The sequence below is a fragment of the Fannyhessea sp. genome (assembly GCF_986145555.1).
This window is the reverse complement of record NZ_CFRCNA010000037.1, coordinates 1-6,339: the sequence shown is the minus strand read 5'-3', so window position 1 is coordinate 6,339 and position 6,339 is coordinate 1. Positions and strand designations below refer to the sequence as shown.

The window sequence follows — 6,339 nt, the reverse complement described above, 5'->3', positions numbered from 1 at the left end:
GCAATTTCTGACGAGGAATTTGTCAAACTCTTCTCTGCTGATAAGCCCGTTTTGTTTGCGTTCCACGCATATGCTGGTAGCATTCGTCGTTTGATTTGGAACCGTCCAAATCATGATAACTTCTGTGTTCACGGATACGAAGAGCAAGGTTCTACTACAACACCATATGATATGGTTCGTCAAAATCATATGGATCGCTGGGCTTTGGCTCAAGATGCTTTGCGCTTGGTTGATGCAAATAAGTGGAAAGATCAGATTGACGCTTGGGAGAAATTCCGCGCTGATGCGTTCCAGTTTGCGGTAGATAAGGGCTACGACCATCCAGCCTTTACCGATTGGAGATGGCACGACGCAAAGGACTCTGCCGAGGTTTTGTCTGCAACTAAAGCAACGGGTGGAGATAACGAGTAAGTGTCTGCGTGGCTTTGCGTAACGGCTTGTATTTGCCGCCGTGATATTTGACATAGCATGTATGAAAAAGCGCACATAGATTAGCTATGTGCGCTTTTTATATCTCAACCGCTCTTAACTTTTTTAACTACGATATTAAACAAACTCGCCCACGCGCTTTATGAGTATGAGCACGTGGGGGATACGTATATTGGTCTTGTGTACTTATTTTTTCGCGTGTTTCTTTGCGTGTTTGCGCGCAAACCCCAATCCAGCGCCTAGCATGCCAAAAGCTTCGCATATCCATGCGCTGAAGTTCAAAGCATCGCCTGTTTGAGGTGTGTGCTGCATAGACGTTTCACGTTTAAAGTGTGCTGCCTCATGATGGTTGTGGTCGCTATTCGAGGTATGGTTATCACTGTTTCCTGTTTCATTATGTTCATCTGTTGTGGCGTTTGAAGCTTCACGAGGTAAAACACGATCAATTGCCACTGCCAACACGTGCGCAGAGTGTGCATAACCCTCTTGACCTGATAGAGGATCATCAATTACGCCATCGCCTCCAACAGCAAGAGTTGGCTTACCAAGGAAATCGCCTACAAAGGCAATGGAGCGACCAAACCGTGCTCGTTCTCCATCATCGCGGATAACGCCTACCTTGTTTCCAAGCTTGCTGATAGCGGTAACGCCTTGGGGAATGTCTTTTACACGAAGTATATAAGCAGCGCCGTTTTGATCTTCTCTACCTGCTCCAATAGCTAAAAGAGCATCGGGATTATTTTTGCTTTGAGGTAGTGCGGCTACCGCCCAACCAAAACTGCTTTCTTGTGCTTTTCCAGTTAAAACATAAATATCGGGATCGTTTTTCTGCACGTTTTCAGGATCTATAGCACGGTGCTTGGGTGCCGATTTTGTGCCAAGAACAAGTGCAACTCCGCCATTTCTTTGTTCGGTTATGGTACCGCCATCAAAACCGATTACAAAATCATCTAGACCGTCACCGTTAACATCGCCTACATTTGCAACGCTGTTACCAGCTCCTAGTCGCCAAGAGGCATTGTCGGGCATGCTAAGCTCATAGCCTACAGACGACTTACCACTATCATTAGATGAGGCGTTCGTGACCACGGAACTCATCGTATCTGCGCTTCTTGTTGCAGAGGCTGCATTAACACTATCAGAGAGTGTATTTTCCAAATCAACGGGTTTGTGTTCTTTTGAGCCATATACCACCCACGCTTTTCCGGGTATATGACCCTGCGTGGTAAACGTGTTAAAGTCAGTGAGCACGTAATCGGCTATTCCGTCGCCATTAACGTCTCCTACTTGGGTAAAACTACTAAGCGTATGATTCTTAGGCGTTTTGACCGTCCATAAAACGTCTGCATGAGCAGCTTCAAGGTCTTTGAGGTTGATATTGCGTCCATCTTTATTGCCTTTAAGAATATATGCGGTGCCGTAGCTTGCCTCTTTGCGACCCAGAGCAAAAGGTGTATTCGCAACAACAAAACCCACGTCAGCAAGTCCATCACCGTCAAAATCACCTACGCGCGTAACTTGATAACCTGCGCCACCCGCATCAGAAGGCATTTCTATTACATAACCGCGGTCAGGGGTAAGTTGATTAAGATTGGTTTTCGCTAAATCTTTTCCACCGTAAATAACCCATATTTTTCCTGTGGTAACAGAAGTTGCCGCTATATCATCTATGCCATCTCCATTAACGTCGCCAATGATTGCCACGCTAAAGCCCATTGCCGAATCAGTTGCCGGGTTATCGGTTTTCTGTGGTCCTTTAATGGTAATAACGTCTTTGTTATCTGCAATTGTTGTTCCTTTGGTACCGCCTTGTGTGCCACCTGGTATGATCTGTATTTCTCCCGTAACGTTAAATACCCAGCCATGTGTGGGTGTTGAGTCTTCGTAAAATGGATCAAATTTATACTCAGAACGAATAGCGTTTCCCGAAACAATATCAGGCTTTCCGTCTCCTGTTACATCGCCCGTTGCTTGTGCAAGCGCACCTCCTAAACCACTGGTAAACTCACCAAGCCATGATTTTTGATCAGCTTCGTTTACGGGTGTATACGCGGGCGCGGCACTTGGCGCTGGGGGTTCGGGATATAAGGGCTTGGCAGGCGGCGTTGTTTGGTGTTGTCTGCGCATATCAGCTGTCCATACGTCAACTTTTCCATTGGTATCTGCGGTGTATATAGTGCTTAGCTGGCTATCGCTGTCGCTTGGGGGCAGTACGCCCACAAAGTATCCTGCGTCGCCCTCGCCTTCTTCACTTGCTAAAAACGCTGATTGATTTGATGGAATACCATCCAAACCAAGTCCACTATTATGATTTTCTAAAAGAGCGGTTTCGCTTACTATAACCGCACCTGGATGTTCTTCGTGATCGGGTCGGGCAATTACCAGCGCACCTTTATTATCAGGGTCGTATGCAGGAATATAACCCAGTGTCATTCCAATACGGCCTCTATTTGTCTGGCGTATCAGTGTTCCAGCATGTTCTTGTCCGCGCATAACGGCGTTTTCAGATGTTGAGGAGGTTTGTACGTGAATATCTCCACGTGCCTCTTTGCTGCCAAAAATAACTGCCACGGCTCCCGTATTGCCATTTGCAAAAGGTGCGCCAATAGCAAAATCGTCACAATCATCGTCGTTTATGTCGCTCATAGCAACCATTGACGTGCCAAAACCGCCTTCGGTACCGTAAATAACAGTTCCCGCCTCATCCGCACTTCCACTCTCTGCACTTACGGGAATTGCATACACTTTATTCAGGCGAGGAAGTCCAATACCAACAGTTTGGTCTTCTCCGATAGCATAGTTAAGAGGCGCAAGCGTTACGCGAGGCGCGCTTTGGGCAGTGGGGTCGCTACCATTGCTTAAATCGTTTTCTGCAAGTTCCCATACTTTGGTTGCTTTTGCACCGTTTGTGTCCGATGTTGGTATTGATTCGTACCAATACACCTTTTTACCAGCTGCAACATACATTCCTGGTACGTCTAAAGCCGATGTTGCTGATGTGATGGCATATACGTTGTCGCTAAACGTAAGCGTCGAGGACACTACAAACTCTTGCGTCCGTGCGATGGTGCTGTTGGCTGCCGCATTCTGTGATAGGCCTTCAGGCACAATTGAATTGGTTTTTTCGATCAACACTTTTTTGCCGTTGGCAATTGCCAGCGTAGCAGTTTCGCCTCGTTTGGTTTTTACGCACGAAACCTTCCACGTATCAGATGGGTCGTCTTTGGTAGGAAGGCTTATGTGAGCAGCTTTTTGTTGCTCGTTAATGCTTTTTACTACATCGTCTTCGTCAGAGCCATAGGGAATATGGTCAACAACATGAATTTTTTGTTGTGCTTCATCCACAAAGATCATATCAGGGCGATTGTCTCCAGTGACATCGCATGAAACAGGAAGGGGCTTTCCTGCATCGGTATATGTAACGCGTGAGGTTTTGCGAATACTATCGCCGTAACGGCTTCCGTCAATACCCGACCACTTGCGTGCGTCAGAGTCTGCAATCGAGGCAACTCTTTCATCGGGTTCAGGCACATTCCTTGTGCTTTGTTGCGATTTTATGGCAGGGTTGGCGTTTGTATTAACGACAGATGATGTGTTTGTAACATTGGACGTGGCTTCTTGTGTTTGTGCGTATGCCTGTGGTAGATGCGGTGCAAGGGGAGAAAATGTAAAACACGCAGCTAGTACGGGCGTTGTAAGTGCTGCATGTATGGCATAATACGCAGCACTGTGTTGACGAGAGTTATTCATGGCACCATCCTTGGATAAGGAAATATTAATATAGACAGTGGTATCTATACTAGCCTAAGTTAACCGAAGATAACATAAGAATGCGTAAATATGTTTGTGATGATACACGCGAAGCTTCGACTTGAAAAAACAAGGCATACGCAGAAGAGCGTATGCCTTGTAAACAATTGCGTTTATGCTTATACACGCCGTGTTTATAAACGGCTTATGTCAAAAATGACGTTTTGCCGCATGTTCTGCCTTGTCTGTTATCTCATGTGCTTTTTGTGTGCACGTGCAACAGCAATGCCACTTGCTAACGTAAACGCACCTAAGAGAGCCCCCATCAAGTTAAGCGCTGTGCTTGGATCTGACGTTTGAGGTGTTGTCCGCATGTGTTTCTGTTTTGCCGCGCTCTGGTGATTTGAGTTGTTAGTGCTGTCGTGGTGATTGGACCCATTATGATCTGCGTCTGTATCATCATGTTGGGGTGGAGTTTTTGGTGTTTGTTCTTTGTGCTTGGCGGTTGCCAAATCGATCTCAACAACTTTAAGTGTCTGTGGCTCCCGCGTAAGCTGGGTGGTATCACCTTCATGCGTTTGCCAATTAACCTCAAAAGCAATATCTTCTAGTGGCTGTTCACCAGTTGGCACAGATGTTTGTCGCAGTACGTATGAGCCTGGTTGTAAATACAGTTTGTTTTGGACTTCGTAATAACCCTCTTTATGCAAGGCGTCTTTGGTTTTCATGGCGGCAACCAAAGCATCGCTTGTTTGGGGTTTGTCTTTTGCAAAATCGTTACTGAGCGATATGTTTTTCTTAACCAGCGTTTCTTGAGTGCCATTTTTTTGATATAAATCAAATGTACCCGTGGTAACAGGGGTCTGTTGGTGCGTTGTATCATTGGTTTTATACTGATGAAAAACAACTTGCGTTGGAATTTTTCTAAATGTCACATAATAATATTTTGTATCTAGGCGTCTGATTGGTTTGCCATCTTTCATTTCGTAACCAAATGAAAGATAGTGATTGCCCGAATCCTCTGTGGTGTCGTTGGTGTTTTCAAATTTTCCGCTCTTTGGTTTGTCTATATCGTTATCCCAGTAGACGTATCCAGGAACATGCGTAGACGTGAGTTGTTCGAGCGTGGGGCGAAATACGCCTGTTTGTACACCATTTTCTACCTTTGGTGCATAGGGGTCTTGATCAAATGAGAGAATGGTGTATTTTAAGTCGTTGCTTTGACTACGACCAAAGCGCGCAGGGTCGGTTATCACGGGTTTAGCAAGATCGCTTAGGCCCTGTATTTGATGATTTGGCACTGATGAAATTACAAAGCCTAAATCCTTTTCCTTTTGTGTCAGTGATGGGTGTTCATCAGAGTTTCCTCGCTGTTTAAGTGCGGCGTTCGCGTTAGTTTGTTTTGTTTGCGCGCGATATGCAAGGTCGTCTACAAAATGGAATTGAGCGCTCACGCGCGGCATTGCTTCATATATAAAAAACGCAAAGGGTTGGCCACCCGTATTGGTTTGATCTCCGTAATTAGTAAGCATGCGCTCGTTGAGTGAGCCGTCGCTGTGAAAAACAATTTTGTAATAGAGATAATGGTCGCGTGAATTAAGTTCAATATACGTTTGTTTGTGTGAATCACGTGCAAGCTCTAGACCATTAAACTCAAACGAATAGGGATGCATAGTATAGGCAACCGTTGCTTTTGAGCCTGCATATATGCTTCCGTCTTTAAGTATAAGACCGTTTCTTGTTTGATATCCCTGAGCATACATTTTATTAAATAATCCAGTTGTAGAATATTTTTTTACAACGGTATAAATCGTATAAGTGCCCGCTTCGTCTTTAAGAATATTATCATCTATAAGCTTAGGGGTCTGTGTGCGATCACTATCAGCTGTAAAAAAATATTTTTGAATTGAATCATCGTGCTTAAACGCAGTGGCGATCTCTTCATCACTTATAACGTCAGGAAAAGGATTTTTAATATCAAGATCTTTTTTACGTTGATACACAACCTGATCGTCGTCTTCGCTTGTTTTTTCAAGGTTGTCTTTTGGTTCTTGAGAGAGCTGTGTAGGATGATCTCCCAAACCGTTCTTCTTTGTCGATTGGTTTTGAGCATTATTGGCTTGGATGCTCGTAACGCTTAATCCTGTATGGGGGGGGGGG

The 6,339-nt window shown here is 45.0% G+C and carries 3 protein-coding genes; 1 reads left to right on the top strand and 2 read right to left on the bottom strand.

The features are described 5' to 3' along the window. Nucleotides 1-411 (top strand): phosphoketolase family protein (locus AC5GD6_RS05855; protein WP_491846444.1); only part of this gene is annotated, 411 nt, incomplete at its 5' end. A gap of 204 nt (nt 412-615) precedes the next feature. Here AC5GD6_RS05855 and AC5GD6_RS05850 read toward each other — a convergent pair. Beyond that, on the bottom strand, nt 616-4,179 hold the full coding sequence (locus tag AC5GD6_RS05850) for a hypothetical protein (RefSeq protein ID WP_491846443.1): 3,564 nt from the start codon (nt 4,177-4,179) through the stop codon (nt 616-618). A gap of 248 nt (nt 4,180-4,427) precedes the next feature. Further along, nucleotides 4,428-6,339 (bottom strand): hypothetical protein (locus tag AC5GD6_RS05845; RefSeq protein ID WP_491846442.1); only part of this gene is annotated, 1,912 nt, incomplete at its 5' end.

Excerpts from the sequence above, each read along its gene's own strand:
- AC5GD6_RS05850 (WP_491846443.1), bottom strand. The coding sequence starts at position 4,179 with ATGAATAACTCTCGTCAACACAGTGCTGCGTATTATGCCATACATGCA.